The sequence below is a fragment of the Arthrobacter sp. BC5 genome (genome assembly GCF_056680255.1).
This window is the reverse complement of record NZ_CM155273.1, coordinates 496373-521662: the sequence shown is the minus strand read 5'-3', so window position 1 is coordinate 521662 and position 25290 is coordinate 496373. Positions and strand designations below refer to the sequence as shown.

The 25290-nt window shown below is 68.8% G+C and carries 22 protein-coding genes and 1 riboswitch; of the genes, 14 read left to right on the top strand and 8 right to left on the bottom strand.

Annotated elements, in window-relative coordinates; translation table 11 throughout:
• Nucleotides 1-27 precede the first annotated feature (27 nt).
• Nucleotides 28-1929, bottom strand: a complete 1902-nt coding sequence (locus AC1MFI_RS02200) for an adenylyl cyclase (protein ID WP_479819327.1) — start codon at nucleotides 1927-1929, stop codon at nucleotides 28-30.
• Between the two features lie 224 nt (nucleotides 1930-2153).
• Here AC1MFI_RS02200 and AC1MFI_RS02195 point away from each other — a divergent pair, with 224 nt between their 5' ends.
• Nucleotides 2154-2468: a DUF6457 domain-containing protein gene (locus AC1MFI_RS02195; protein WP_479819325.1), complete on the top strand. Its 315-nt coding sequence runs from the start codon at nucleotides 2154-2156 to the stop codon at nucleotides 2466-2468.
• On the opposite strand, the gene AC1MFI_RS02190 is transcribed toward AC1MFI_RS02195, so the two are convergent.
• The 4 genes from AC1MFI_RS02190 to AC1MFI_RS02175 all read right to left on the bottom strand — a co-directional run bounded on the left by AC1MFI_RS02190 (nucleotide 2469) and on the right by AC1MFI_RS02175 (nucleotide 7503).
• A complete protein-coding gene (locus AC1MFI_RS02190; RefSeq protein ID WP_479819324.1) occupies nucleotides 2469-3803 on the bottom strand; it encodes an MFS transporter in 1335 nt (444 codons plus the stop codon).
• A gap of 234 nt (nucleotides 3804-4037) precedes the next feature.
• Complete coding sequence (locus AC1MFI_RS02185) at nucleotides 4038-4343, bottom strand: SHOCT domain-containing protein (RefSeq protein WP_479819322.1); 306 nt, start codon at nucleotides 4341-4343, stop codon at nucleotides 4038-4040.
• A 12-nt stretch (nucleotides 4344-4355) separates the two neighbouring features.
• Nucleotides 4356-4820, bottom strand: coding sequence for a DUF6325 family protein (locus tag AC1MFI_RS02180; RefSeq protein ID WP_479819320.1), 465 nt, complete (start codon nucleotides 4818-4820; stop codon nucleotides 4356-4358).
• Between the two features lie 265 nt (nucleotides 4821-5085).
• Nucleotides 5086-7503: an FdhF/YdeP family oxidoreductase gene (locus AC1MFI_RS02175; RefSeq protein ID WP_479819318.1), complete on the bottom strand. Its 2418-nt coding sequence runs from the start codon at nucleotides 7501-7503 to the stop codon at nucleotides 5086-5088.
• Between the two features lie 332 nt (nucleotides 7504-7835).
• On the opposite strand from AC1MFI_RS02175, the gene AC1MFI_RS02170 reads away from it, so the two are divergent.
• The 10 genes from AC1MFI_RS02170 to AC1MFI_RS02125 all read left to right on the top strand — a co-directional run bounded on the left by AC1MFI_RS02170 (nucleotide 7836) and on the right by AC1MFI_RS02125 (nucleotide 20429).
• Entirely contained in the window at nucleotides 7836-8387 is a 552-nt protein-coding gene (locus AC1MFI_RS02170; RefSeq protein ID WP_479819316.1) for a MarR family winged helix-turn-helix transcriptional regulator, read from the top strand.
• Nucleotides 8387-10243 carry an MFS transporter gene (locus tag AC1MFI_RS02165; protein WP_479819314.1) on the top strand — a complete coding sequence of 619 codons (1857 nt, stop codon included), beginning with the start codon at nucleotides 8387-8389 and terminating at the stop codon, nucleotides 10241-10243. Before AC1MFI_RS02170 ends, AC1MFI_RS02165 begins: the two co-directional genes overlap by 1 nt.
• Nucleotides 10244-10441: 198 nt before the next feature.
• On the top strand, nucleotides 10442-11458 hold the full coding sequence (locus AC1MFI_RS02160) for a LacI family DNA-binding transcriptional regulator (RefSeq protein ID WP_479819312.1): 1017 nt from the start codon (nucleotides 10442-10444) through the stop codon (nucleotides 11456-11458).
• A 123-nt stretch (nucleotides 11459-11581) separates the two neighbouring features.
• Complete coding sequence (locus tag AC1MFI_RS02155) at nucleotides 11582-12886, top strand: ABC transporter substrate-binding protein (protein ID WP_479819311.1); 1305 nt, start codon at nucleotides 11582-11584, stop codon at nucleotides 12884-12886.
• A 94-nt stretch (nucleotides 12887-12980) separates the two neighbouring features.
• Nucleotides 12981-13943, top strand: coding sequence for a carbohydrate ABC transporter permease (locus AC1MFI_RS02150; protein ID WP_479819309.1), 963 nt, complete (start codon nucleotides 12981-12983; stop codon nucleotides 13941-13943).
• The gene (locus AC1MFI_RS02145) at nucleotides 13943-14851 is read left to right on the top strand and encodes a carbohydrate ABC transporter permease (RefSeq protein WP_479819307.1); all 909 of its coding nucleotides are present in this window, start codon (nucleotides 13943-13945) and stop codon (nucleotides 14849-14851) included. Before AC1MFI_RS02150 ends, AC1MFI_RS02145 begins: the two co-directional genes overlap by 1 nt.
• Before the next feature lie 2 nt (nucleotides 14852-14853).
• Nucleotides 14854-17205: an alpha-xylosidase gene (gene yicI, locus AC1MFI_RS02140; protein ID WP_479819305.1), complete on the top strand. Its 2352-nt coding sequence runs from the start codon at nucleotides 14854-14856 to the stop codon at nucleotides 17203-17205.
• Nucleotides 17206-17214: 9 nt separating this feature from the next.
• The gene (locus AC1MFI_RS02135; protein WP_479819303.1) at nucleotides 17215-17949 is read left to right on the top strand and encodes a glutamine amidotransferase; all 735 of its coding nucleotides are present in this window, start codon (nucleotides 17215-17217) and stop codon (nucleotides 17947-17949) included.
• Nucleotides 17950-18129: 180 nt separating this feature from the next.
• Entirely contained in the window at nucleotides 18130-19344 is a 1215-nt protein-coding gene (locus AC1MFI_RS02130; RefSeq protein WP_479820760.1) for an NAD(P)/FAD-dependent oxidoreductase, read from the top strand.
• Between the two features lie 83 nt (nucleotides 19345-19427).
• On the top strand, nucleotides 19428-20429 hold the full coding sequence (locus tag AC1MFI_RS02125; RefSeq protein ID WP_479819301.1) for an acetamidase/formamidase family protein: 1002 nt from the start codon (nucleotides 19428-19430) through the stop codon (nucleotides 20427-20429).
• A 65-nt stretch (nucleotides 20430-20494) separates the two neighbouring features.
• On the opposite strand, the gene AC1MFI_RS02120 is transcribed toward AC1MFI_RS02125, so the two are convergent.
• The gene (locus AC1MFI_RS02120; RefSeq protein ID WP_479819299.1) at nucleotides 20495-21328 is read right to left on the bottom strand and encodes an alpha/beta fold hydrolase; all 834 of its coding nucleotides are present in this window, start codon (nucleotides 21326-21328) and stop codon (nucleotides 20495-20497) included.
• Between the two features lie 95 nt (nucleotides 21329-21423).
• On the opposite strand from AC1MFI_RS02120, the gene AC1MFI_RS02115 reads away from it, so the two are divergent.
• Nucleotides 21424-22002 (top strand): TetR/AcrR family transcriptional regulator, encoded by a 579-nt coding sequence (locus AC1MFI_RS02115; RefSeq protein WP_479819298.1) that lies wholly within the window; start codon nucleotides 21424-21426, stop codon nucleotides 22000-22002.
• Here the strand turns inward: AC1MFI_RS02115 and AC1MFI_RS02110 are convergent.
• Together AC1MFI_RS02110 and AC1MFI_RS02105 are read right to left on the bottom strand one after the other, a co-directional pair.
• On the bottom strand, nucleotides 21999-22310 hold the full coding sequence (locus tag AC1MFI_RS02110) for a GNAT family N-acetyltransferase (RefSeq protein WP_479819296.1): 312 nt from the start codon (nucleotides 22308-22310) through the stop codon (nucleotides 21999-22001). The two genes, AC1MFI_RS02115 and AC1MFI_RS02110, sit on opposite strands and share 4 nt — an antisense overlap.
• Before the next feature lie 61 nt (nucleotides 22311-22371).
• Entirely contained in the window at nucleotides 22372-22752 is a 381-nt protein-coding gene (locus tag AC1MFI_RS02105) for a SpoIIAA family protein (RefSeq protein WP_479819294.1), read from the bottom strand.
• 137 nt (nucleotides 22753-22889) lie between these two features.
• Between AC1MFI_RS02105 and AC1MFI_RS02100 the strand changes: the two genes are divergently transcribed.
• Nucleotides 22890-23648 (top strand): SDR family NAD(P)-dependent oxidoreductase, encoded by a 759-nt coding sequence (locus tag AC1MFI_RS02100; protein WP_479819292.1) that lies wholly within the window; start codon nucleotides 22890-22892, stop codon nucleotides 23646-23648.
• 91 nt (nucleotides 23649-23739) lie between these two features.
• A riboswitch (SAM riboswitch) is annotated at nucleotides 23740-23853 on the top strand.
• Nucleotides 23854-23887: 34 nt separating this feature from the next.
• On the top strand, nucleotides 23888-25273 hold the full coding sequence (locus tag AC1MFI_RS02095) for an LLM class flavin-dependent oxidoreductase (RefSeq protein WP_479819290.1): 1386 nt from the start codon (nucleotides 23888-23890) through the stop codon (nucleotides 25271-25273).
• Nucleotides 25274-25290: the final 17 nt, after the last annotated feature.

Here is a 25290-nt window from a genome sequence, read left to right as displayed (position 1 = left end):
CGGTACTGGACTGTTGCCCGGCCCTTGCTACGGCGCGGGGTACCGCACCACGTAGCTCGGTGTCCCGGTATTGGCGTTGCTGACCGGAGCTCCCGTGTTGTTCACGACGTGGTCGATGGTGCCCGCTCCCAGGTTCACGGTCAGGAGATGGTTGAGCACCACACCCGGGGTCTCCGGCACCTCGAAGCCGCGGGTGGCGTGGATGCTCGGGTCCACATTGGTGAAGATGTACGAGCCTCCTCCCCACAGGGTGTGGTCCTCGACGTCGTCGGCCACCTTGTAGCCGGCCCAGCCGAGGACGCCGTCGTGCTGCCAGGCGGCCTGGTTCGGTGCGTCGTACGGCAGTTCGTTCTGGAAGAAGACCGTGCGGCCCCTCTCGCCGTTCCAGATGACGTTGTACTCCTGGTAGTGCTCCACGAAGAGGCCGGTGGCGGTGACGTCGTCGCCGTTGACGATCACGCCGTTGCGCCCGGTGCTGACGTCCCAGCCGAAGGCACCCTCGTTGCCGTGGTCCGCACGCCACACCCAGGTGTGGTCGATCAGCACATTGTCGCTGTTGACCTCCAGGCTCACGTCGGCCTTGCCAACGTGCGGGCCGCCGATCCGGAAGTAGACGTCGCTCAGCGTCGTCGGGTTCGCGGGATCGCTGTGCTGCGCTCCGTTGTTGCCGTTCTTCGTCCCGACCTGCAGCAGGACGGGGGAGTTCACGGTGCCGCCGTCGATCGTGACGCCCGCGATGACGACGCCGGGCACGTCGGCCACGCGCATCGGCGTGGCCCCGTCCACGGCGGTGAGGGTCGCGTGGCCGAGGCCGAGGACCACCGTGTCGGCGCGCTTGACGGCGATGGTCTGGGCGATGTCGTAGACGCCCGGGGTGAGGAGGAGGTGCTTGCCGCGGGCGAGTGCGTTGTTGATCGCCTGGACGGAGTCACCCGGGCGCGCCACGAAGAACTCGGACAGCGGGATCGTCCGGCCGTCCGTCAGGCCGTCACCCCACGAGATGCCGCGGGAATCGGTCTGCGCGGCCGGCACGCGCACGCCGTAGGACCCGGAGGCGTCGGCGAAGAGGTAGGGCTTCTCGCGGCTGACCAGGGTCCGGTCGAGCGTCGTGTACGGGGGAGTGGGGAAGGACTCGTCCGTGGGTGCGCCCTCGGTGCCCGAGAAGACGGCGTTCCAGACGCCGTTGGACCAGCTGCCGATCTCCGCGTTGCGGGTGAACCACTGCTGCTGGGACCCGTTGACGATGTCCCCGGCCTTCGAGTCGGCGAGGTAGCCGCCGCTCGCGTACTGCGGGCCCGCGGTGCAGTAGTCCATCAGCGAGAGCGTGCCGCCGGTGACGTTGACGCGCCGCAGCGAGACGGCCTGGGACACGGCCCAGAAGTTGGCCGTCGCCCGGCAGTCGTCCTGGCCCGCGCCGTTGACCTCGAGGGTGAGGTTGGAGAGGGTGCGCCAGAAGTTGTTGAGCGCGATGCAGTTGGCCGTGCCGTTGTCCTCGAGGCAGCGGTTGTAGACCTCGATCTTGCCGTTGATGGTGACGTCCGACGGGGAGGCCCCGAGGCCCGCCACCTCCGTGTAGTAGCCCACCTTGAACTGCAGGGGCTCGGCGTCCGTGCCGTAGGTGCCCGGCAGGAAGAGGAGGGCCTCGCGTTCGGTGCCCATCTCGTTGTCGATCTGCCGGGCGTTGACGGCATCGACCGCTGCCTGGATCTCGCTGACGGGCATGCTCGGATCGAAGATCGTCACATTGGGCCCGAAGTCGGGTGTGGGCACCGGTGGTGCCTCCTTCAGGGCGACCGGCGCCGTGCGCGAGGAGTCCACGGGCGGTGCCGCGACGGCCGATGCTCCCGTGTCGGCGGCCAGGAGCGCCGTCACGCCGATCGCTGCTGCCAGCCGGGTGCGCCCGGTCCTGGTGGGGTGGGGGATTGTCATGCTGAACGGTTCCTCTCCGTCGAGGTGGTCCTACTCCGGTGTTGATGAGTAGTGAATCGTGTCACTACCATTCGAGAAGTACATCCCTGGAGCAGGGCGAAGTCAAGAAGTGGAGGAAGCCCGAGGGATTTCCTTGAAGGGTGCCGGTGCCGGTGATAGAGCTTGGGGGACCGCTGCCGGCTACGGGCCGGCAGCCAGGCCCGTACCCGACCCGAGGAGACACCATGGCAACGCCCGACGACGAAGAGCGCACCCTCAGCGAGTGGAGCCGGACCCTGACCCAGGCCCTGCAGATCCTGGACCTCGAGGTGGACCACCCGAGGATCGTCGAACTGGCCGACCGGTCCTCCGGGCACGTGTCGCCGCATGCGGGCGCCATCAGCGCGTTCCTGGTGGGCTATGCGGCGGGCACCGTCACCACGGACGGCCGGGAGGAGACGAGCGCCGCGGTCGAGAAGGCCGTGAAGACCGTCCTGACCGTCATCCGGAAGGACGAGGAGACGCAGGAGGAGAAGGGCTGGACGGGATCGGCGCAGTGATCATGCGGCGGGCGCGGGCCGACCATGCCGCATCGAGGCCAGGCGCGTGAGCGTCCAGGCCAGCACGACGACGACGAGCGCGGCCGCGGCCAGGCCGAGGCCCGCGTAGCCGAGCAGCACGAGGGCGGGGCCGGCGAGGGCTCCGCCCAGGGCCCCGGCGAGGTTCATGACGAGGTCGGAAGAGCCCTGGACGGGTGCCCGTTCGGCGGCACCGACCGCGCCGGCCAGCAGCGCCGATGCCGAGACGACGCACGCGGACCACCCCAGGCCGAGCAGAATGAGGCTCACCGTCACGCCGGCCTCCGACTCCGAGCCCTGCCAGGCGGTGAGAAGCGCTCCGAGCAGCAGGACCTGACCGCACAGGATGCCCCGGGTCGTGCCGTAACGGTCCGCGATCCAGCCGAATGCCGGAGACAGCGCATACATGCCGGCCACATGCAGGCTGATGGTCAGCCCCACGATGGACAGGCCCGCGCCGTGGTCGTGCAGGTGCACGGGGGTCATGGACATGAGCGAGACCATGGCTGCATGGCTGACCGCGATGGTCACGACGGCGAAGCGGGCTGCGGGATTCTCGGCCAGGATGCGCAGGCCGCGGCGTCTCCGCGGAGGCGCACCCCCGGCCGGGCGGTCCGCAGCCTGCCGGGCGAGTGCGGTCAGGAGCGGATCGGGCCGCAGTCCGAGCGCATACACGGCAGCCGCACCGGCCTGCGCGGCTGCCGAGAAGACGAAGCCGCCACTGAGCGGCGGGATGCCGAATACCAGGGCTACGGCGGCACCGGGTTCGAAGAGATTCGGCCCGAGCACAGCCCCGATCGTGGTCGACCAGACGACGACGGCGAGGCTCCGCCCGCGAGTCGCCTCGGTGGCGAGGTCGGTCGCCGCGAAGCGGGCCTGCAGCCCCGTGGCGGACCCGACCCCGAGGAGCACCAGGGCGAGGAGCAACAGGGGAAACGCGGACAGCGAGGCCGCGACGATCGCCAGGACCGCGCCCACGCCGGACACGACGGCGCCCGTCGCCAGGGACACCCGGCGTCCGCTGCGCTGGGCGAGGGCAGCGAGGGGAACGGCGGCGGCGGCGGCGCCGAGGGTGGCCATGGTGGCTGCCATCCCGGACCACGCGCTCGACCCCGAGGTCTCGGCCGCGAGCAACGCACCCAGCGACAGCGTCGCCCCCGCACCGAGACCGCCCAGGACCTGGGCGACGACGAGGACGCGGATGACCCGGCGCTGCTGACCGGGTTGCCCGATCTGCTGAGCGTCCGCTGCGTGCTGGTCGTTCCGGGTGTGCTGTGTCTTCGGTTGCCCGGACTGCTGTACCGGCTGTTTCTCCACGGCGTCTGATCCTCCCGGTCGTCGCGACCGGAGCAGTCTATCCGCGCGGCTGCCGGGTGCGAGCTGCACACCCCGGTGCCGCCGCGTCGGACAGCACGGCCCGGTGCCGCCGCGTCGGACAGCACGGCCCGGTGCGGAACGCTCCGCCGTTCGCGGCCGCCCCCCCCGGCTGCGGGTGCTCCCCGAGCGGCGCTGCCTCCCCGGCTCGGACCTGCCACCGGGGCATCCGCCGGTTCAGGCGAGGAGTCTGGCTTTCTGGACCGCGAACTCCTCCTCGGTGAGGATCCCGTCTGCCTTCAGCGACGCCAGCTCCCTGAGCCGGCCGATCAGGTCCGGGGGCGGCTCGGGTGCGGTGGCAGGTGCCGCCACCGATGCCTGGGCTGCGACGTTCTGTTCGAAGGCCCGATGGCGGTCGGCGGCGATCTGCGCGTCGCGGTCGGCGAACCGTTCGGACTGCCGACGCTGCACGCGCCCGCTCACGGCGGTGGCTGTGCTGGCGACGACGGCGGTGCGGGCGACCCCCCGCAGTAGACCTGGCATGGCGGTAGCTCCTCAGTCTGTCTCGTCGAGGGCATCGAGCGCCTCGATCATGTCGGTGGCGGAGATCCTCGAGCTGGCGATCAGCTCCCCACCGCTGTGCCGGACCGCAGCCACGAACGGTGCGGCCCACGTGTTCTCGTAGACGATGAGCGCGGCCAGAGTGCCGGGCCTCATCGCGTCGGTGGCCTGGCGGATGTCGTCGACTCCGAGGATCCCGGAGGATGCCCCGGCGAAGGAGGAGAATCCGCTGCTCTCGGAGAGTGGTTCGGAGAGCTCGACGACGTCGACCGTTCCGTCCTCCGCCTTGCGGACGATCAGGAGGTCGAAGAGCCGGATGACTCCTCGCTCCACGAGGTCCATGAGCGCCGGGGCGGCCTCGCCGTTCAGGCGCTCGGGGGAGAACTCGATCAGGACGAAGTCGATCGGGGCGACGATCTCCTCCGTGCGGTCGATGGCTGAGGTGTCGGTGATGGTCACTGCGGGGCCTCCTGGGAGTCGAGGTGCGGGACGGGACGCCGGACACCCGGGTGGGGACCTGTGCCGGGAGCGCAGCTCCCTCGCCTCCGGCGACGGTCGTGATCGGTCCGCCGTCGTCCACGCAGGCACCACGCTAGGGGTGCGGAACCGGCGCGCGTAGGGCCGATGGTCCCGTCACGAACACCACTCGACCGCCTTCCTGGAAGGCGGTCGAGTGGTCGCTGCACGGTCGCCCGGCCCGGGGCAGCCGATCAGGCAGGTGTTGTCAGGCGTTCGCGGCTTCCGCCTTCTGCGCGGGCGTGCCCGTGCCGTTGGTCGGGAAGCCGTCCGGCTCGGCGTCGGGTACCTGCGCGCTGGCTTCGGCATCGTGCTTGGAGGGCGGCGTGTGGGTGCTCGGCTCGAACCGGACGATGATCTGCTTGGAGGTCGGGGTGTTGCTGCCCTGCGCCACGTGTTCGAGGGGCACCAGGACGTTCGCCTCGGGATAGTACGAGGCAGCGCACCCGCGCGCCGTGGGGTACGAGACCACGCGGTAGGCGCGGAGCACGCGCTGCACGCCGTCGTCGTGCACGCCGTGGATGTCCACGTTCTGGCCGTCCTTGAGGCCCAGTTCCGCGATGTCGTCAGGGTTGATGAACACCACGTGCCGGCCCCCCTTGATGCCGCGGTAGCGGTCGTTGTTGCCGTAGATGGTGGTGTTCCACTGATCGTGGGCCCGCAGCGACTGGAGGATCAGCGTGCCCTCGGGGCGCTCGAGGTACTCGAGGTCGTTGACGGTGAGGACGGCCTTGCCCGTGGGGGTGTTGAAGGTGCGCGAGTCGCGCGGGCCGTTGGCCAGGATGAAGCCGCCGTCCTGCCGGATCTTCCGGTTGTAGTCCTCGCAGCCCTCGACCACGCGCGAGATGTGCTCGCGGATGAGGTCGTAGTCCTTCTCGAACCCTTCCCAGTCGGCGTCGATCTTCCCGTCGATCGTGGCACGGGCCAGGCGGCTGATGATCGCCGGCTCGGAGAGCAGGTTCTCGGAGACGGGTTCCACGCTGCCCCACGAAGGGTGCACGGCGCACACGGTGTCCTCCACGGAGACGAACTGCACGCCGGTGGCCTGGCGGTCGATCTCCGTGCGGCCCCTGCACGGCAGGATCAGCGCCTCCTTGCCCGTCACGAGGTGCGAGCGGTTCAGCTTGATCGAGATCTGCACCGTCATGTCGGTGTTCTCGAACGCCTTCTCCGCCACCTGGGTGTCGGAGATGGCGGAGACGAGGTTCCCGCCGAGGGCGACCATGACCTTGACCTTGCCGTCCCGCATGCGCCGGATCGATTCGACGGCGTCCGCTCCGTGCTCGCGCGGGGGTTCGAACCCGAACTCCTTGCCGAGCGCATCCATGAAGGTGGGCGGCATCTGTTCCCAGATGCCCATGGTGCGGTCCCCCTGGACGTTGCTGTGGCCGCGGATCGGGGAGGCGCCCGCCCCCTTCTTGCCCATGTTGCCTCGCAGCAGCAGGAGGTTGATCATCTCCTTGATCGTCGCGACGCCCTTCTTCTGCTGCGTGATGCCCATCGCCCACGTGATGATGACCTTGTCCGCGGCGATGTACCGCGCGGCGAGCTCATCGATCTCCTCCGTGCGCAGTCCCGTGGCTTCGAGGACGGTGGCTTCGTCGAGCTCGAGCAGGTACTCCCGCAGTTCGTCGAGGCCCTCGCAGTGCTCCTCGAGGAACGCGTGGTCCAGCACCGTGCCCGGGTTCTTCGCCTCGGCCTCGAAGACGCGCTTGGACACCGCCTGCAGGAGTGCCATGTCCCCGCCGAGCCGGACCTGGAGGTACTGGTCCGCGATCTCGGTACCCTTGCCGAGGACGCCACGGACCAGCTGCGGGTTCTTGTAGCGCTTGAGGGCGGCTTCCGGCAGCGGATTGACGGCGACGATCTGCCCGCCGTTGCGCTTGCAGGCCTCGAGCTCGGTGAGCATGCGGGGGTGGTTGGTGCCCGGGTTCTGGCCCATGATGATGATCAGGTCCGCGTCGGCGTAGTCATCGAACGTGACGGTCGCCTTGCCGATCCCGATCGTCTGCCCCATGGCCCAGCCGGAGGACTCGTGGCACATGTTGGAGCAGTCCGGCAGGTTGTTGGTGCCGTAGCCGCGGGCGAACAGCTGGTAGAGGAACGCAGCCTCATTCGAGGTGCGGCCGCTGGTGTAGAAGGCGGCCTCGTCCGGCGAGTCGAGGCTCTTGAGCTTGTTCCCCACGATCTCGAAGGCCTCGTCCCAGCTCACGGGCCGGTAGTGGTCCTCACCGGCGGGCTTGTACACCGGCTCCACGAGTCGTCCCTGCATGCCGAGCCAGTATTCGGAGCGTTCACGGAGGTCGGTCAGGGAGTGCTCGGCCCAGAATTCGGACGAGATCACGACGGGTGCGGCCTCCCAGGTGACGGCCTTGGCCCCGTTCTCGCAGAACTCGAAGGTCTTGCGCTTGTGCGGGTCCGGCCAGGCGCAGCTGGGGCAGTCGAAGCCGTCCTTGTGGTTCATCTTGAGGACGGTCTTCAGTGTCCGCTCCACGCCCATGTGCTCGATCGCGGGCTTCATGGAGTGGTAGACGCCGGGGATCCCTGCCGCCCAGTCCTTCGGCCGCTTCTCGACCTTGAGGTCCTTCTCGTCGGCTTCTTCTACACGGGGTTCCTTGCGCGTCATGATGAACGTCCTCTTCCGCGGCCCGGGGTGGGCACTCCTCGACAGGTGATGCAACTGCCCTTGTATATCAGGCCTAGCAGGGCAGCGGGCGTGACCGCAAGCACTCCGTCTCCCGCACCGCCCAGCTTGACGCCAGGAAGCGCCGCCGCGCGGTGAGCGGCAGGTCGGGCCCCGCGCAGTATGCCGGTAAGGTGCGGCCGCGGTCCAGACGTCCGAGCGCGGAGGAGGGTTTCGAGGATCGACGACGGACGCTGGTTTATTTAGTTGACCTAACGAAACAGCAAGAGTACAGTTACTTAGAGCAACGAAGTATACGAGCCCAGGGGTTTTCGATGTCGGTAGCGCAGCACACCGCTGCAGAGCTGGTGCACAACATCTTCGACCTGCAGCGAGCCCTGCGGGGAGTCACTGCCGCGGGCATGAAGCACTCGGAGTTGGGGCCGGCACACACCGGCGTCCTCTTCTTCATCGGAGAGAGTGGGCCCATGCGTGCCTCTGCGCTCGCGGCCAGGCTTGGCATCGGACCGTCGGCCCTCAGCCGGCAGCTGGCCGACCTCGAGCAGTACGGGTTCGTGGTCCGCACGCCTGATCCGCTCGACGGGCGGGCCTGCCTGCTCTCGCTCTCGGCGCAGGGGCGGACGTACCTGGCGGAGACCTACGAGCGCAGGGCCGAGACGCTGCGGGAGATCCTCTCGGACTGGACCGAGAGCGAGGCCGAGGCGGCGTCGTCGTCGGTCCAGCAGCTCACCGCAGCCCTGCGCTCCGCCGCCTCGACCCCGAACGGGGCTCCACCCGGAACACCACGCACCACCGCACACCGCACGGGCAACGACGGCCGTCACCACCTGGACCCCGCGTCCGAGATCCCGAAGGAAGAACGCTGATGGCCACGCATTCCACCACGTCGACGACGGTCGACGCGCCCACGCCGCACGCGGCAGCGGCACCCCGCCGGCCGGGCGCCGAGCCCATGAGCCACAAGCAGATCCTGCAGGCGCTCACCGGCCTGCTCGCCGGTCTGTTCACGGCGATCCTGAGCAGCACCATCGTGGCGAACGCCCTGCCCACGATCATGAGCGACCTCAACGGCTCCCAGACGGACTTCGCGTGGGTCATCACCGCAGCGCTGCTCGCGAACGCCGCCACCACCCCCATCTGGGGCAAGTTCTCGGACCTGTTCGACAAGAAGATGCTGGTGCAGGTCAGCATCGTGATCTTCGTGGCCGGTTCGGTCCTCGCGGGCTTCGCGCAGACCATCCCGCTGCTGCTCACGGCGCGCGTCATCCAGGGCGTCGCCATGGGTGGCCTGACCGCGCTGGCCCAGGCCATCATCGGCACCATCATCGCCCCGCGCGAGCGTGGCCGGTATTCCGGCTACATGGGTGGCGTCATGGCCGTCGCGACGGCGGGCGGCCCGCTCCTCGGCGGCTTCATCGTGGACTCGCCCCTCGGGTGGCGCTGGACGTTCTTCGTCTGCGTCCCGCTCGCCATCATCGCCCTGGTGCTGCTGCAGATCACCCTCAAGCTCCCCGACACGCGCCGCAGGGCCCGCATCGACTGGCTCGGGTCCATCCTGCTGACAGCGGGCGTGAGCCTGCTCCTCATCTGGGTCTCCTTCGCGGGCAAGGAGGGTTACTACGAGTGGTTCTCCCGCGAGAGTGCGCTGATGGTCGGCGGCAGCGTGATCCTGCTGGCACTCCTCCTCGTGGTCGAGGCCAGGGTGGCCGAGCCCATGATCCCGCTCACGATCATCTCCGAGCGGACCACGGCCCTGGCCATCATCGCCTCGATCGCCGTCGGTATCGCACTGTTCGCCAGCTCGAGCTACCTCGGCCAGTACTACCAGGTGGCCCGCGGCGCCACGCCCACCGAGGCGGGCCTGCTCACGCTGCCGATGATCGCCGGCAACCTGCTGGGCTCCATCGGCGCCGGCCAGCTCGTCACCAAGTACGGCAAGTGGAAGCGGTACCTGATCGCGGGTGCCCTGTTCCTGATCGCCGGCCTCGGCCTCGCCGGGACCATCGACCACCTGACCGAGCTCTGGCTCGTGGGAATCTACACCTTCATCTTCGGCCTGGGCCTCGGCCTGATGCTGCAGAACCTCGTCCTCGCCGTCCAGAACACCGTGGCGGTCAAGGACATCGGGTCGGCCAGCGCCTCGGTCGCGTTCTTCCGCTCGCTGGGCGGTGCCGCGGGCGTCGCCGTCCTGGGGGCCATCCTCGGCACGCAGGTGGAGACCAGGACCACCGAGGGCCTCGCGGCAGCCGGCATCCCCGCCACGGGCGGTGCCGCCGGCGGGTCCTTGGACCTCGTCGACCTCCCCGCACCGATCGCCGACATCGTTCGGGCCGCCTACGGTGACAGCACGGCGATGATCTTCCTGATCACGGCGGTCATCGCGGTCGTCGGCCTCGCCTGCGTGCTGTTCATCAAGGAGACCCCGCTGCGCCGGACGGTCGACTTCGCCCAGGCCGCACCCGCCGGCCCGGCGGCGTCGATGTCGCCCGCGGCGACCGGGGCCGCGCCCGCCGTCGCCGGCGCCCAAGCGGCCGCGCAGCCGGGTTCGCAGACGGGCGCCGCGCCGGCCCTGAGGGAGTCCGACGTCGTCGCGGTGCAGCCCTCCCACGGCCGACACAGCGCCGGTCCGCTCGAGATCCGCAAGGCCGACCTGGACCGCGCCGCACAGGAGCTGTCCGCACTGGACGCCGACGTGCGGGACCGGGCCGGAACGGACCGCTAGGCAGACCCATCAGCGAGCAGGCCATCGGGAGTCCCCGGTGGCCTGCTCGCGTTGCGGGTATGTTCCCGCCTTCCACGAACCCCTTGTCCATCTGCGGAATGTGACGTAGCGTACTGCCCAGTGGTCGTCGAAACGTTTAGACGATCATGACGGCGGAGGACCACCTCGAGCCGTGATCCCGCGGACATCGGAGTCGGCATGGCCAATATCCACGACGTAGCACGCGTCGCAGGTGTGTCCATCAGCACGGTCTCCTATGCCCTGAGCGGCAAGCGTCCGATCGGGGAGAAGACCCGCCTGCGGATCGACGAGGCCGTACGGGAACTCGACTACATGCCGAACGCGGCCGGCCGCATGCTCGCCGGAACGCGAACCCGCATCTTCGCCCTGACCGCCCCGCTGAGGAGCGACACCTACGCACCCGCGCACATGGCGTTCGTCCTGGCGGTCGCGACGGCCGCCCGGAAGTACGACTACGACGTCCTGCTCCTGACCGAGGACGAGGCTACGGACGGGCTCCGAAGGGTCTCCTCGAGCAGGCTCGTGGACGGCATCATCGTGCTGGACGTCTCCGTCCAGGACGAGCGTGCGGACCTCGTCCGCTCGCTCGGTGTCCCTGCCGCGCTCATCGGGGTGCCGGGCGACGCGGAAGGCCTGGTCTGCGTCGACCTCGACTTCGAGGCCGCGGCGGCACTCGCGGTCGACCGGCTCGTCGACGAGGGCCATGCCTCGATCGCGCTGCTGGGCCACCCGGAGGTGGTCTACGAGCGAGGCTCGAACTTCCCGATGCGCTTTCGCGACGGCTTCCTGCGCCGCGCGGCGGAGCGGGGAGTCGCGGCGTCGTTCTCCATGGTGGAGAAGGACCCCGCGCAGGTGCGCACCGCCCTGGCACGCGTCCTCGACGCCGCCCCGGTGCCCACCGGCCTCGTCGTGCATGCCGAGGAGGGTGTCCACAAGGTCATCCTCGAGGCTGTCGCGGCACGCGGACTGTCCGTCCCGCAGGACCTCTCGGTGATCGCCGGCGTGCCGACGTTCGACACCTCCTCGTTCACGCCGCCCCTCGATGCCATTCCGCTCATCCCGGTGGATTCCTGCACCCGTGCTGTGGAGCTGGCGGTCCAGCAGCTCGATTCGACCGTAGAACCCCGTATCGAACTCATTCCACCCAAATACCGCGACCACGGTTCGGTCGCGGCACCCAGACCGGGCACATAGCGCCGGCTCCTCATCCACCGACCCGTTCCACCCCGACGGCGGCACTCCATGGCCCATCGTCGAAACGTTTCGATTACCGCAGGCCGTCGCACGACGACCGACGAACACTACAAGGGAGTAGGCATGAACAAGAGCAGATTGATCCTGGGGGCGGCTTTCACCGCCGCCGCACTCGCCCTGTCGGGATGCTCCGGCTCGGACTCCGGTTCGAACGGCGAAGGGGGCCAGGGCGACACCCTCAAGCTCTGGCATTTCGAGAGCGAGACGAGCGCCATGGGCATCGCCTGGACCGAGGCCATCAAGGTCTTCGAGGAGGAGACGGGTGCAACCGTCGAGTTCGAGGAGCGCAGCTTCGAGCAGATCCGTTCGACGGCGAGCCAGGTGCTGAACTCGGACGAGGCACCCGACCTCCTCGAGTACAACAAGGGCAACGCCACCGCCGGGCTGCTGTCCAGCCAGGGCCTGCTGAGCAACCTCGACGACGCTGTGGAGGAGTACGGCTGGGATGACAAGCTCGCGCCGTCACTGCAGACGACGGCGAAGTACGACGAACAGGGCATCATGGGCTCGGGCAGCTGGTTCGGTGTCCCGAACTACGGCGAGTTCGTCGAGGTGTACTACAACAAGGACATGTTCGCGGCCGCGGGCCTCGAGGTGCCGACCACGCTCGACGAGTTCGAGGACGTGATGCAGGCGTTCACCGACCAGGGCGTCACGCCCATGGCGCAGTCCGCGGCGGAGTACCCGCTCGGCCAGCTCTGGTACCAGCTCGCGCTGACGCAGGCCGACCGCGAGTGGGTCGAGGACTACCAGCTGTACACGAACCCGGTGGACTGGCAGGGCGAGGAAGTGTCCTTCGCCACCGAGACGGTCAAGGACTGGACGGACAAGGGCTACATCTCCACCAACGCCACGGGATCGACGGCGGAGGACGCCGGGACCGCGTTCATCAACGGCACGAACCCGATCTTCTTCTCGGGCAGCTGGTGGCACAACCGGTTCACCACCGAGGCGACGGGCTTCGAGTGGGGCACGTTCCTCTTCCCCGAGGCCGAACTCGCGCCAGGGTCCGCCGGCAACATGTGGGCGGTCCCGGAGAACGCCGCCAACAAGGAACTCGCTCACAAGTTCATCGACATCACGATGCGCCCCGAGATCCAGAACCTGATCGGCAACAACGGCGGGGTCCCCGTCGCCGCGGATCCGGCGGACATCACCGACGAGAAGAGCTCGGAGCTCATCGCGAACTTCAACCAGCTCACCGAGAAGGACGGGATCGCCTTCTACCCGGACTGGCCCACGCCCACCTTCTACGACGAGCTGAACGCCGGCCTCCAGGAGCTCCTGAACGGCACCGTCTCGCCGGAGGAGTTCCAGGAGCAGGTCGGCGAGCAGTACCAGAGCGGCGTCGACGACATCGTCGGCTAGTTCCCCGCATCCGTCCGTGCCGCCGGTATCCGATCCGGACCGGCGGCACGGACGGCATCCCCTGCCTGTCCCCGCACTCGGAAGGTGCAAGCCCATGGCGATCGCAACCCGGTCGAAGGAGCGCGCCCAGCGCGCCAGCGCCACCCCCAGTCTCATCCCCGGCTCCCGCAGCAGTTCCTTCTGGTTCTACCTGCTGCCCGGCCTCGCCCTGCTCATGCTCATCATCGTGATCCCGCTGCTGTGGAACGTCTACCTGACCTTCACCTCGTACCGCGGCATCCGCCCGCCGGAGTTCATCGGCCTGGAGAACTGGGTGGAGCTCTTCGGTGACACCACGTTCTGGACCTCGTTCCGCAACTCCGTGGCCATGATCGTCGCGATGGTGGTGGTGCCCACGCTGCTGGGCCTCGTCCTCGCCGCGATGCTGTTCGATCTGATCGGCCGGAAGTTCGGCGGCCGCATGGCGAGCTTCCTCCGCGCCACCTACTACCTGCCGCAGATCCTGCCCGGTGTGATCGCGGCCATCGTGATCGGCTGGATCCTCCGGCCCGAGAACGGCGCCCTCAACCAGGTGCTCGCCGCCGTCGGACTGGGCAGCCTCCAGGGCAACTGGCTGGGCAGCCCGGAGACGGCCCTGCCCAGCATCATGGTGATCATGGTCTGGGTGCAGCTGGGTTATCCCGTGGTCATCTTCATGGCGGCACTGCAGCGCGTGGACCCGGAGCTGTACGAGGCCGCGGAGCTCGACGGCGCCAACTGGTTCCAGCGCTTCCGTGCCATCACGGTCAGCATCATCAGGCCCGAGATCTTCGTGGTCACCCTCACGTGCGCCATCGCCGCGCTCAAGGTCTTCGGCCCCATCTACGCGCTGACCGGCGGCGGACCCGGCACGTCGACGATCGTCCCCGCGTACTACGCCTACAGCGAGTTCTTCCAGTCCCAGCAGGTGGGCTACGGCGCGACCATCGCCACCGCGCTGACGGTGGTCATCGCCGTCGTCAGTATCATCTTCGTCCTCGTGCAGACGAGGCTCGAGCGCAGCGAGGAGGCACGCTGATGGCCATCACCGAGACCACAGCCGAGAAGACCGCACGTGATGCGGTCCAGGAACCGACCCGGCAACGACGACGCAGCGGGCGGGCACGCAAGACCGCCGGCGACTGGGTGATCCTCGGGGTGGCCGTGCTGATCGGGCTGCTCATCGCCGTCCCGTTCCTGCTCATCCTCGCCAACTCGTTCAAGTCGCCCACGGACTACGCCTCGGGCGGGCCGCTCTCCCTTCCGTCGGCGCTCTACTTCGACGGCATCACCGCCTTCTGGGAGCGCGTCGACTTCCCGCGCAAGCTCTGGAACAGCTTCTTCATCAGTTCCGTGGTGGCGGTGCTCGCCGTCGGGATCTCGATGTTCAACGCCTTCGCCCTCGGTATCGGACGCGTGCGCGGCCGGACCTGGCTGGTGCTGCTGATCCTGCTCGCCAACATGCTGCCGCAGGAGGTGCTGCTGTACCCGCTGTACTTCATGTTCCGGCAGGTGGGCCTCTACGACAGCGTGTGGGCCGTGATCATCATCTTCACCGTCATCCAGAGCGCCTTCGGGACCTATCTCCTGGCCTCCGTATACGGCACGTTCCCGAAGGAACTGCTGGAGGCGGCGTCGCTCGACGGCGCGAGCCGCTGGCAGATCCTGTGGCGCGTGATCTTCCCGATCTCGCGGCCCACGCTGAGCGTGCTGCTCATCTTCTTCTTCATCTGGACGTGGAACGAGTTCCTGATCCCGCTGACGTTCCTCGTGGGCAACGACAACCAGACCGTCCCCGTGGCCATCACGGTCCTGCAGGGCGATCGCCTCATGGATGTCACCACCACCAGCGCCTCCGCCCTCCTCGGGCTCCTACCCACCCTCATCTTCTTCCTCATCTTCCAGCGCACCCTCACCCGGGGCATCACGGCAGGAGCAGTCAAGTAACCATGAAATTCACCGACGGATTCTGGCATGTCCGCCCCGGCGTCGATGCGCAGTACGCGCAGGAGGCCTACGACATCGAGGCGGTGGACTACCGGCGCCTCGTCGTCTCGGCCCCGACGAAAATCATCGAGCGGCGGGGCGACACGCTCAACCGGGCGCTGCTGACGGTCACCCTCAGCAGCCCGCTCGAGGGGATCGTCGGTGTGCGGATCGAGAACCACCGCGGCGACTCCCCGCACCGGGGCTTCGACCTCGTGGGAGCGGTGGAGGGGCTCGGCGCAGCGAAGGCGGACGACGACGGCGGCGTGCTGACCGCCGGCCCGCTCACGGCGCGCATCAGCAAGGGTGCGCCGTGGAACCTCACCTTCGAGGCGGACGGCCGCTCGCTCACCTCCAGCGGGCACAAGTCCGTGGGGCGGATGGGCCTCGCCCCGGACGCACCCGTGGCCGCAGAGCCCGCCGGCGTCGCGGGGGTGTCGACGACGGGACGTGCGCCGTCGTCGTCGTACCTCCACGCCCAGCTCTCCCTCGGCGTCGGCGAACTGGTGTACGGCCTGGGCGAACGCTTCGGCCCACTGGTGAAGAACGGCCAGGCGGTCGACATCTGGAACGCCGACGGCGGCACCTCCAGCGAGCAGTCCTACAAGAACGTCCCGTTCTACCTGACCAACCGCGGCTACGGGATCTTCGTCAACCATCCCGAGCACGTGTCCTTCGAGGTGGGGTCGGAGTCCGTGGAGCGCGTGCAGTTCTCGGTGCCGGGGGAGTCGCTCGAGTACTTCGTCATCTACGGTCCCACGCCGGCGGACATCCTCGAGCGGTACACGCGCCTGACCGGCCGCCCCGCCCGGGTACCCGCCTGGTCCTACGGCCTGTGGCTGTCCACGAGCTTCACCACGGACTACGACGAGACGACCGTGGCGCACTTCGTCGACGGCATGGCCGAACGCGACCTCCCGCTGAGCGTCTTCCATTTCGACTGCTTCTGGATGCGCGAGTTCAACTGGACGGACTTCGAGTGGGACGCCCGGGTCTTCCCGGATCCCGAGGGCATGCTGGAGCGCATGCACGGTAGGGGCCTGCGGATCAGCGTCTGGCTCAACCCGTACATCGGCCAGCGATCGAAGCTCTTCGACGAGGCCGCGAAGGCCGGGTATCTGGTGCGGCGGGAGGACGGCACGGTCTGGCAGTGGGACATGTGGCAGGCGGGCATGGGCCTGGTGGACTTCACGAACCCGGACGCGACGGCCTGGTTCCAGGCCAAGGTGCGCACGCTGCTCGGGCAGGGTGTCGACGCCATCAAGACCGACTTCGGGGAGCGCATCCCGCTGGGCGTCCGCTGGCATGATGGAACGCCTGCGGAGACGATGCACAACCTCTACCCGCAGCTCTACAACCGCGCGGTCTTCGACGTCCTCGAGGAGGTGCGGGGCGCGGGCGAGGCCGTCCTGTTCGCCCGCTCCGCCACCGCCGGCGGGCAGCAGATGCCCGTGCACTGGGGAGGCGACAACTCGTCCTCCTTCGAGTCGATGGCCGAGACGCTGCGTGGCGGCCTCTCGCTGGCGCTCAGCGGATTCGGCTACTGGAGCCACGACATCGGCGGCTTCGAGGGCTCACCCGATCCTGCGGTGTTCAAGCGGTGGGTCGCCTTCGGCCTGCTCTCCAGCCACTCGCGCCTGCACGGCTCCACCAGCTACCGCGTCCCGTGGGCGTTCGATACGGGGGACGAACCCGAGGGCCAGAGCGCCGTGGACGTCACACGGATCTTCGCGCGGCTCAAACTGTCCCTCATGCCCTACCTGTACGCCGTCGGGTTGCAGGCCCATGCAACGGGGACGCCCTTCATGCGGCCCCTCCAGCTGGCGTTCCCGGCGGATCCCGCCGTCGCGCACCTGGACCGGCAGTACATGCTCGGCCCGGACCTGCTCGTGGCTCCGGTGTTCTCCGCCGACGGCGCGGTGGAGTACTACCTGCCAGCCGGGACGTGGACACACCTGCTGACCGGGGAGACCACCGCGGGAGGCGGCTGGCGGCGAGAGGTGCACGGCTTCGACAGCCTGCCGCTCTGGGTGCGGGAGGGCGCCGTCCTCGTCACCGGGAGCACCGCGGACCGGGCCGACTACGACTACCTCGACGACCCGCTGCTCACGGTCTACCCCGGTGCTGCGGACGGCAGCACGGTGCGTGTGGTCACCCCCTCGGGGACCGAGGGCGAGTTCCGGGTATCCCGCTCCTCGGCCGGCTACCGCATCACGGGGCCGGCGGGCGTCGGCTTCCGTGCGCGCGTCGCGGGAGGCGCCGAGGAGGCGTCCGACGGCGGGGTGGTCGAGCTGACGGCGGCGGGCGCCCAGTAGCATCGAGGAGTGAAACCGTTCCTCCTGCTGGCCACCCGCGCCGAGAACTATGCGGCCGACGCCGAGTATGCGAGCTTCCTGCGCTACGGCGGCCTCGCCGAGGGCGAGCTGCGGCGCATCCGGCTGGAGGCGGAACCGCTGCCCGAGCTCGACCTCGCCGACTACTCGGGGATCTTCCTCGGCGGCAGCCCCTTCAACTCGTCCGATCCCGAGGAGTCGAAGAGTGCGGTCCAGCGGCGGGTCGAGGGCGAGCTCGCCGCGCTGCTCGACCGCGTGGTCGAGGAGGACCACCCCTTCTTCGGTGCCTGCTACGGGGTGGGCACGCTCGGACGGCACCAGGGTGCCGTCATCGACACCACGTATGCGGAACCGATCGGCGCCGTGGAGATCACGCTGACCCCGGACGGCGCGGCCGATCCGCTGCTCGCAGCCCTGCCGCCGTCGTTCGCCGCCTACGTGGGACACAAGGAGGCGTGCAGGGCCCTGCCGGGATCGGCCGTGCTGCTGGCCTCGTCGGCGACCTGCCCCGTGCAGATGTTCCGCGTGGGGGAGAACGTGTATGCCACGCAGTTCCACCCGGAGCTCGACGTCGACGCGCTCGTGGGCCGCATCCGCACCTACCGCCACGCGGGGTACTTCCCGCCGGAGCAGGCCGACGAGTACATGGAGCGGGCCCGTGCCTCGGTGGTGGACCAGCCCGAGGCCATCCTGCGCGCGTTCGTCACGCGGTACGCGCGGGACTGAAGGGCTCGTAGTGGTCCCGCGCTCCGCCTGCCGGACCGGGCCGGGCATTCCCGGGCTCCCTGTCCAGTGTCGGCGCCGGGCGGTACTGTCGGAGCACAGGCCGCGCAGGGCGACTCAGAAGAGGTAGCTGTCATCCGTTCCAGCACGAGCACCGCACCGGCAGGCCGCACGGTCCCCGTCATCCCCGCTCCCGGCGAGAAGCGCCACCACCAGGTGCTCATCATCGGCGGCGGCAACGCCGGCGTGTCGCTCGCCGCGCGCCTCCGCCGGTACCGCGTGAAGGACATCGCGGTGATCGAGCCACGGAGCCGCCACCTCTACCAGCCCCTGTTCTCCCACGTCGCCGGGGGGACCGCCGACGCCCTCGAGGCCGTCCGGCTGCAGTCCGCGGTGATGCCGAAGGGCGTCACCTGGATCCAGGACAGGGCCACCGATGTCAGCACCAGCTCCAGGACGGTGCTGCTGGAGTCGGGTTCGGCCGTCACCTACGACCACCTCGTCGTCTGCCCCGGGATCCAGAACGACTGGACGGCCATCCCGGGCCTGAAGGAGGCGATGGAGGGGCCGTACGGAGCGTCGAACTACGAGTACGAGCTCGCTCCGAAGGCCTGGAAGCTCTTCCGGACCATGACCGGCGGCACCGTGGTGTTCACGCAGCCGCCCGGGCCGGCCTCCTGCGACGGTGCCGCCCAGAAACCCATGTACCTGGCGTGCGACTACTGGCGGCGGCAGGGAGTGCTCGAGGACATCCGCGTGGTCCTCGCGGTCTCCACGCCCACGATCTTCGGCATGGAGATCATCGACGAGGAACTGAACCGGAAGATCGAGGAGTACGGCATCGAGGTCCGGTACAGTACCGAGCTCGCAGCCGTCGATCCCGAGGGCAGGACGGTCAGCCTGGTGAACACCGGAACCGGCGCCGACGAGACCCTGGGCTACGACGTCCTCCATGCCGTACCGCCGCAGTCCGCGCCGGAGTGGCTGAAGAGCACGGACCTCCCGGCGCGGGGTAACCGCGGAGGCTTCGTCGAGGTGGACCCGGTCATCCTGAGGCACACGCGCTTCCCCACCGTCTGGTCCCTGGGCGATGCGGCGTCGACGCTGAACTCGAAATCGGGTGCGGCGCTGCGCATGCAGACGAAGGTGCTCGCCAAGAACCTCAAGGCGGTGCTCAGGGGCAGGAAGCCCACCACGGAGTACAACCACTATTCGGCCTGCCCCTTCGTGGTCAGCCGCAACACCGTGGTGTTCTCCGAGTTCGACGACAAGTACGCGCCGATGCCCACCGTGCCGGGCTGGAACAACCTCGCTCGCGAGCGGAGGCTGACGTTCGTCGCGGAGCGCATCGTGCTGCCGAAGGTCTACTGGAACCTCATCCTCAAGGGCCGCGCCTGAGTGCAGCAGGTCAGGACGCCTGGCTGGAGCGGTGCTGCTCCTGGACCTTGTCCGGCCGGGGGGCGCCCCCGTAGCATCCGGTCATGGAGATCATCGAGTACCACCCCCGGCGTGACCAACTCGTGTACACCTTCGGCGGCAGCGCCCCCGTGCTGACCGTCCAGCCGGGCACGGCGCTGAAGCTCTGGTCCGAGGACGCGTTCAACAATGCGCTCACCTCCATCGAGGACGTGTCGGGCGAGAAGGTGGACCTGAACTTCATCAACCCGCAGACCGGCCCGTTCTACGTGGCGGGCGCCGAGCCGGGGGACACCCTCGCGCTGCACATCGTGGACCTCACGCCGGCACGCTCGTACGGGGCCTCGGCCACCATCCCGTTCTTCGGAGGGCTCACCAGTACGGACCGCACTGCCACGCTGCAGGAGCCCCTGCCGGACATCACCTGGATCTACGACGTCGACACCGAGCGCCGGACGGTCGGTTTCCAGTCCCGTCTCGGGGACTTCGAGGTCGCGCTCCCGCTCGAGCCGATGCTCGGAACCGTCGGTGTCGCTCCGCCCGGTGGCGAGGTGCGCTCGGCCCTGGTTCCCGAGCGGTTCGGCGGGAACATGGACGCGCCCGACGTGAAGCCCGGCACCACTGTCTACCTCGGCGTGAACGTGGAGGGTGCACTCTTCTCCATCGGCGACGGACACTACCGGCAGGGTGAGGGCGAAGCGTGCGGCACCGCCGTCGAGGGTGCCATGCACTCGACCATCATCGTGGAACTCATCAAGGGCGGCGCTCCGGCGTGGCCGCGGCTGGAGACGGACTACCACTGGATGGCGGTCGGCTCCTCGCGTCCCATGGAGGATTCGTGGCGCATCGGTCAGCTGGAGATGGTCCGGTGGTTCGGCGATCTCTTCGGACTCCATCGGCTCGACGCCTACCAGCTCCTGACGCAGACGGCGCTCGCCCCGATCGCCAACGCCGTCGATGCCAACTACAGCGTGGTGGTGAAGGCTCCGAAGGCGCTGTTCCCCGCCGTCGACGCCTACGGCGGGCTCCATGCGCACCTCCGGCGGCAGGGCGCCGAGCTCTACTGAGGTGGTGACTGCGCGGCGATGGCGAAGGGCGCCGATCCGAGGACCGGCGCCCTCCATGGAGCGGGCTACTTGGCGAGGAAGCGAAGCAGGACCTCGTTGATCTCGGCGCCGTGCGTCCAGAGCATGCCATGCGGTGCGTCGTCGATCTCCACGTACTCCGCGGAGGGCAGGCGCTTGGCGAACTCCCGGCCGGTGGAGTCGATCGGGAGGATGCGGTCGTCGGTCCCGTGGACGATCAGGGCCGGGACGGTCACCTTCTCGACGTCGGAGCGGAAGTCGGTCAGCCAGGAGTCGACGACGGCGAAGGATGCGTACCAGGAGGAGCCGGCGGCGACGTTCCAGGCGTTGCGCAGTGCTTCCTCGCTGAGGCGGTTGCCGAGGAAGTTGTCGGTGTTGAAGAAGTCGTCGTAGAAGTTCGTGAACCAGGCGTAGCGGTCCTCGATGGCGGCACTGCGGATGCCGTCGAACACCGTCGAGGGGACGCCGACGGGGTTGTCGTCGGTCTGCAGGAGGAACGGTTCCAGGGAGGCGAGGAAGGCGGCCTTCGCCACGCGCGCCTCGCCGTACGTGCCGATGTAGCGGCCCACTTCGCCGGTGCCCATGGAGAATCCGACGAGGACGACGTCGGTGAGGTCGAGGGTCTCGAGGACGGTGCTGAGGTCGGCGGCGAAGGTGTCGTAGTCGTAGCCGGTGGTGGGCTTGCCGGACTTGCCGAAGCCGCGGCGGTCGTAGGTGATGACGCGGTAGCCGGCGTTCAGGAGGGCGTTGGTCTGCTTCTCCCAGGAACCGCCGTCGAGGGGGTAGCCGTGGATCAGGACGACGGGCTGGCCCGTGCCGTGATCCTCGTAGTAGAGCTCGATGTCCGTGGTGTTCTCCGTGCCTACCTTGATGAAACCCATGACCATGTCCTTTTCCCTAGCGGAGAGAACGGTCGTTCTCTCTCGGTTCCCACAGCGTATAGAACGATCGTTCTCGATTCAAGTAGTATGGGTGGATGAGTTTTTCCGAGACCCGCACCCGCATCGTCGAGACCGCTGACGAGCTGTACAACGCGAAGGGTATCCAGGTTGTCGGCATGGACGAGCTGCGCGCCGCAGCGGGCGTCTCGCTCAAGAAGCTCTACCAGGAGTTCCCCTCGAAGAGCAGCATCGTGATGGCAGTCCTCGAACGGCGGCATGCCTCGTGGGAGGAGGGCCTCGAGGCAAGGGTCCGGCAGGCCGGGACGCCGCGGGACCGGCTCCTGGCCATCTTCGACTTCCTCGCCCAGTGGTTCGGCGAGGATTCCTTCCGCGGGTGCGGGTTCATCAACAGCTTCGCGGAGCTCGGCGCCGTCAGCCACGAGGTGGCGGACTACGCGCGGGAGCACAAGGCGTCCTTCCAGGAGTACGTCGGGCAGCTCGCGGAGGACGCCGGCGCTCCGGCCTACCTCGCACCGCAGCTCTCGATCCTCGCGGAGGGCGCGCAGACGACGGCGGCGATCGCGGGGACATCCGAGGCGGCAGGGCAGGCTCGGCGTGCCGCCGAGGTGCTGATCGATGCGGCACTGGGCGGGCGGGCCCGCGCCGCAGCCTAGCCCACGAGGTCCTGGTACTCGGGGTGGTCCTCGATGAACGCCGCCACGAACTCGCACTGCGGCACCACTGTGAGGTGCTGTCCGCGGGCGTCGTCGAGCGCATGCCGGATCAGGGTGCTGCCCACACCGTGGCCCTCGACCTCCTCGTCCACCACGGTGTGCGTGAAGACGATCGTGTCGCCCGAGCGCTCGTAGGCCGCGATGCCGGCCTCGTCGCCGTCGAGCGTTGCGACGTAGCGGCTCCTCGCCTCGTTGTTGCTGACCTGGACTCCGGCGTTCCCGGTGCTCTCCATGTTCTGGGTGCTCATGCTGTCACTGTGGCACCCGGTGCGAGGAGGGTCAACGCCGGTCTCGCACCTGCGCACAGCCTCAGTCGTGCTGCGGTGCGGGCTGTGCGCTCTGCTCGGCCGTGCTCTTGTCCGACAGCCAGGCGAGCGCCTCGGCCTCCGAGGTGAAGTAGCGGGTCGCGGTGGGGGACCGGTGGGAGAAGCCGGACATCACCTCGTCGACGGCGTCCTCACCCACGAGCGCGACCTTGGAGAAAGCGCGGTAGGCGGCCATGCCCACGCGTGCCTCGGGCGTGACGCCGGCGATGCCGTGCATGTGGACCAGGAGCGGCAGTGGCGCGGGACCGTGGAACTCGGCCAGGGCGCGGGCGGCGGCGACCCCGTTCGCACGGGTGATCTCGACGCCCCTCCTCCACGTGAGCCTCAGGATCCCCTTGTCGAAGTCCGTGGTGAATGGGTCCATCAGAGTCCTTTACCGGAAGGGCATGGCCATGGGCAGTGGCTTGACAGCCTAGCAAGGCGGTCTCCCAGAATTCACGTGTATTCCACCCCCAGCACACGTGGTCCGCCGCGGTCATCGAGGATGTAGCGTCATGGTCCATGACACTGAGCATCCTGGTGACAGGGGCGAGCCGAGGGATCGGTGCCGCCATAGCCCACCACCTCGCCGGGCGGGGGCACCGCATCGGCGTTCACGCCGGCCGTGACGCTGCGGCGGCCGAGACGGTCCGAGCCGGCCTTCCCGGCGCCGGCCACACCGTCGTCGTGGGGGATGTCGGCGACGCCGGGGAGTGCCGGCGCGTCGTCGATGAGGCTGTGCAGGAGCTCGGGGGCGTCGACGTGCTGATCAACAACGCCGGTATCTTCGAAGCCCACCCCGTTGCGACGACCAGCTTCGACGACTGGCAGCACGCCTGGCGGCGCACGCTCGACGTCAACCTGTTCGGCCCGGCCAACCTGGCCTGGCTCGTGGCCCGCCATCTCCTCGACCGCCCGTCAGGGCCCGACGGCGGGCGCCTCGTCAGCGTGGGATCACGCGGCGCCTATCGCGGCGAGCCGCTCACTCCCGCGTATGGCGCCAGCAAGGCCGCGCTGCACTCCATGACCCAGTCGCTCGCCGTCGCGCTCGCGCCACACGGCATCCTCGCGGCCGCCGTCGCGCCCGGCTTCGTGGAGACGGACATGGGCAAGCCCGTGCTGGAGGGTCCGGGAGGGGATGCCGTCCGGTCGCAGAGTCCCTTCAACCGCGTGGCGACACCGGAGGAGGTTGCGCAGACGGTTGCCTGGCTCGCCACGGAGGCCCCGCTCTGGGTCAGTGGCACCGTGGTCGACGTGAACGGGGCGTCCTACCTGCGGTAGGGCGTCTCCGCCGGAGGCAGCATGCCTTCGTGACGCTCTGTGACAGGAGCGTGTGGACGTCGGCGCGCGAATGCCCCTACGCTCGAACCAGAATCAAGAGTTCCAACGCAAAACCCTGGTTTGTTGGACGGCAACCCTCTCGCTGTAGTGGGGTGCCCCAGGTGAGGATTCGGCCCGGCATACACCGTTCGGGCAAGTATGGCGCTTCCCCTGGCAGTGCCCCGACATGAGGATTCCCCGTGCCTGCACCCCGCCATATCCGCTTCAACGCCTTCGACATGAACTGCGTGGGCCACCAGTCGCCCGGACTGTGGCGCCACCCGGAGGACCAGTCCTGGCGCTACAAGGACCTGCGCTACTGGGCCGACCTCGCGAAGACCCTGGAGAAGGGACTCTTCGACGGCATCTTCATCGCCGACGTTCTCGGCACGTACGACGTCTACGGCGGCTCCAACGAGGCCACCCTGCGCCAGGGCACGCAGACGCCGGTCAATGATCCCCTCCTGCTCGTCTCCGCCATGGCCCTCGTCACGGAGCACCTCGGCTTCGGCGTCACCGCCGGCACCGCCTACGAGCACCCGTACCCCTTCGCGCGCAGGCTCTCCACGTTGGATCACCTCACCAACGGCAGGGTCGGCTGGAACGTCGTCACCGGTTACCTGCCCTCCGCTGCCCGCAACATGGGCAACCAGGACCAGCTCGAGCACGACGAGCGCTACAACCACGCTGACGAGTACCTCGAGGTCCTCTACAAGCTGCTCGAGGGATCCTGGGAGGACGACGCCGTCGTGCGCGACCGTGAGACCGGCGTGTTCACCGATCCCGCCAAGGTCCACGAGATCAACCACGACGGCGAGTACTTCACCGTCCCGGGCATCCACCTCAGCGAGCCCTCCCCGCAGCGCACACCGGTGATCTACCAGGCCGGCGCCTCGCCTCGCGGCATCCGCTTCGCCGCGGGCAACGCCGAGGCGGTCTTCGTCGGCGCGCCCACCAAGTCGATCCTCAAGGACGTGGTCACGAAGATCCGAGACGCCGTCGAGGCCGAGGGACGCGACCGCTACTCCGTGCGGATCTACACCATGCTGACGGTCATCACGGACGAGACGGAGGAGAAGGCGCAGGCCAAGCACGCCGACTACCAGCAGTACGTCAGCTACGAGGGAGCGCTCGTGCTGCTGTCCGGCTGGCTGGGGATCGACCTCAGCGTCTACGACCCCGACGAGCCCATCGGCAACGTGAGGTCGAACGCCATCCAGTCCGCCGTCGCGAACTTCCAGAAAGTGAACGACGACGGCGCTCCCTGGACCGTGCGCGACATCGCGGAGTGGGCGGGTATCGGCGGCCTCGGCCCGCGGGTCGTCGGGTCAGGGGCGCAGGTCGCGGATGAACTCCAGGCGTGGGTCGAGGAGACGGACGTGGACGGGTTCAACCTCGCCTACGCCATCACGCCCGGGTCCTTCGAGGACGTCGTCCGCTACGTGGTTCCGGAACTGCAGAAGCGCGGCGCCTATCCCACCGAGTACGTCGAGGGGACCCTGCGCAACAAGCTGTTCGGCAAGGGCGACCGCCTGCCCGAGGAGCACCGGGGCGCGGGCTACCGGCTCCAGCACGTGCGCCCCTGAACCTCCTTTCGCCCTTC